Consider the following 2,288-nt stretch of genomic DNA (forward strand, 5'->3'; position numbering starts at 1 on the left):
GAAGGCAAGAGATGCGACAGGCGGATTGGCCATAGCTCCGGAGGGTTGCACAGGGCATGGGTAGTCCTGGCAGCTGCTATCCGTCGGGAACCGCGAGGGTGCGCTCCCGACCCGCCGACCTGATGACACCGGGCCGCGATCATTCGTGGCAGGCCCGTTGCAGTCGCGATCAAAGGCCGACGCATCGCACCCCGTGGGGCTCGGGGCGATGGAAGAGGACATAATGTAAAACGATGCCAGAGACGGGACGCATCCCCTTGCCCGGACCGTTGCGCAACGGCCCGGGCAGGATTTACGTGGGGGCCGTGCGGCGATTTCGACGAGGGCTATCGGTCAGCGCCGAAGCTGATTGGTCAGGCCGCGTGGGCAGATTGCAATGTTGCCTGAACGGCTCGTATTGGAGGTAAGCCGTCATTCGCACTGGCAGCTTGCCAAGAACTGGGCGATCGTTGAATTTATGGGTACTATCCAGTTTGGCATTTTGCCTAATAGGTCTGACCCATTATGCTGCCCACCAAGCTCTACAAATATTGCCCCTTCAATGTGTTTTCGCTGCGCGCGATCAACGAGGCGGAGATCTTTCATGCATCGCCTACGCAATTCAATGATCCCTTAGATTCCAACCCGACGCTGGACCTGGATATCAGCACCGATGATGCGGTACGCCTGCTTAGTCGAATGCTGGAGATGAGTGGCGAAACGTCCGATCGCATCGAAAGGCAAATTAACACGCTGCGCTATAACGCGACCGAGCCCTCTGAGGATGAGCCGAATACTCCGGAAGGCGAAGAGCTTAACCTGCGCTTGTTGCTTGAAATGTATATATTGCGCACCCTGCGCAGGGAGATGGCCGCTCACGGCGTTTTTTCGCTGTCCGAAACCTATTCATCGGTTCTCATGTGGAGCCACTATGGCGATCACCATAGAGGGCTATGCCTTGAATACGATACATCGCTGATGGCCGTGCCTTCGCTTGGCCCGATCGACTACAAGGCGCCTAGGGCGGTGAGCGCGTACCAGTTGCTGCGCTGGAAGATCGAAGGGAACGCGGACGCAAAGGAGCAAGTACGGCAGAATTACTTCCACGCAAAGTCGGACGAGTGGGCTTACGAGCAGGAGTGGCGCGATATTTCTGACAAGGTTGGAGTGAATACCTTGAACTTCAGACTCAGCGCAATTCACTTTGGTTTGCGTACTGATTTCACGGTAAAACAGGCGATTGTAAAGATGCTGTCGCGCGACCAAGATATTGAACTCTACGACATGATGGCAAGAAATGAATCCTTTAAACTTGAACGAGAACTCGTGGGACGTGACTATCTTGAGCGGATTGGAATTCGTCAACCGCCATTCATCATCTTCCGGGGAATTACGTTGCTAGATGTATGAGCTTCTTATTTGAGTTGCGGTGCCGCAACACCAAATTGCGCCAAAGAATAAGCTTTTTCTTGACTCAAGGCCGGGAAGACGCTGGGGCAGAACGTTACGCGGGTGATCTTGTGAACGAACGACTGGTATCGAGGCGCTCCAACACCCTGCTGAGTGACCGCATTTGGGGCGACCGGCCATACGACTTCGCATCAAGCAGCGACTCGAATGTGTCCACGCTGCCGAGCATGCGCCGATACCAGTGCCGAAGATCTGTCCCTGCCGAACGGCCGCCTTGGGCACCGGGCCCAAGGCATTCGATCAACTGGAAACAGGGTCGCCGAGATCGGCCACGGCGTCCGGCGCGCGTTTTTCGCGGGCGCGGCGGTTGGCTTCGATCTCTGCGGCGCGAACGGCCATGGCTTGCCATGACGCTGCCGAACGCAGGCACCGATCGCGCACATTGGTCAACGTGCTGGCATCGGCATCGCGCAGGCTTTGCGCCGCACAGGCCAGATAGAATTCGCTGGTACCGGACATGAGCATTACCTTTTCTTTGTCCGGCATGTGCCGGACGGGGCCGTTCATTGTCCGGTCCATGCCGGAAAGGGCTTTTCATGGCCCGGCTAAAAGCCGGGGGTCAGCGCATTCAGCCGACCATGCCGGCGACGATCCGCTGCAATTCAGCCCGGGACAGCGTGCCGCCCTGGGGCGTGGCATGGCGCGTCGGGTTGGAAGCGAATCCCCTGCCCAGGGCAGGCGATGCAAAAATTGCGGGGTTATTTGAAATCGAACGAAAATTATTTGATGAAAAATGCATGAGACTATTCTTGGAACTTTACGAAAATCGTGCGCTGTAACCGCGCGATATTGGGTAGGAATGGGATCGTCGGGGCCCGGGAGCATGGTAACTCTGGCGA

The 2,288-nt window shown here is 56.7% G+C and carries 3 protein-coding genes; 2 read left to right on the forward strand and 1 reads right to left on the reverse strand.

The window, feature by feature from the left end:
• Positions 1-504 precede the first annotated feature (504 nt).
• Positions 505-1,389, forward strand: coding sequence for a DUF2971 domain-containing protein (locus P4L78_RS01425; RefSeq protein WP_309326496.1), 885 nt, complete (start codon positions 505-507; stop codon positions 1,387-1,389).
• A gap of 300 nt (positions 1,390-1,689) precedes the next feature.
• On the opposite strand, the gene P4L78_RS01430 is transcribed toward P4L78_RS01425, so the two are convergent.
• Positions 1,690-1,956 carry a hypothetical protein gene (locus tag P4L78_RS01430; protein ID WP_309326498.1) on the reverse strand — a complete coding sequence of 89 codons (267 nt, stop codon included), beginning with the start codon at positions 1,954-1,956 and terminating at the stop codon, positions 1,690-1,692.
• A 29-nt stretch (positions 1,957-1,985) separates the two neighbouring features.
• On the opposite strand from P4L78_RS01430, the gene P4L78_RS01435 reads away from it, so the two are divergent.
• Positions 1,986-2,228 carry a hypothetical protein gene (locus P4L78_RS01435; protein ID WP_309326500.1) on the forward strand — a complete coding sequence of 81 codons (243 nt, stop codon included), beginning with the start codon at positions 1,986-1,988 and terminating at the stop codon, positions 2,226-2,228.
• Positions 2,229-2,288 lie beyond the last annotated feature (60 nt).

Origin of the sequence: Silvimonas sp., from assembly GCF_031291215.1 — a bacterium.
In the GTDB taxonomy this organism is placed as follows: domain Bacteria; phylum Pseudomonadota; class Gammaproteobacteria; order Burkholderiales; family Chitinibacteraceae; genus Silvimonas; species Silvimonas soli.

Excerpts from the sequence above, each read along its gene's own strand:
- P4L78_RS01430 (WP_309326498.1), bottom strand. The coding sequence starts at position 1,956 with ATGAACGGCCCCGTCCGGCACATGCCGGACAAAGAAAAGGTAATGCTC.
- P4L78_RS01435 (WP_309326500.1), top strand. The coding sequence starts at position 1,986 with ATGGCCCGGCTAAAAGCCGGGGGTCAGCGCATTCAGCCGACCATGCCG.
- P4L78_RS01425 (WP_309326496.1), top strand. The coding sequence starts at position 505 with ATGCTGCCCACCAAGCTCTACAAATATTGCCCCTTCAATGTGTTTTCG.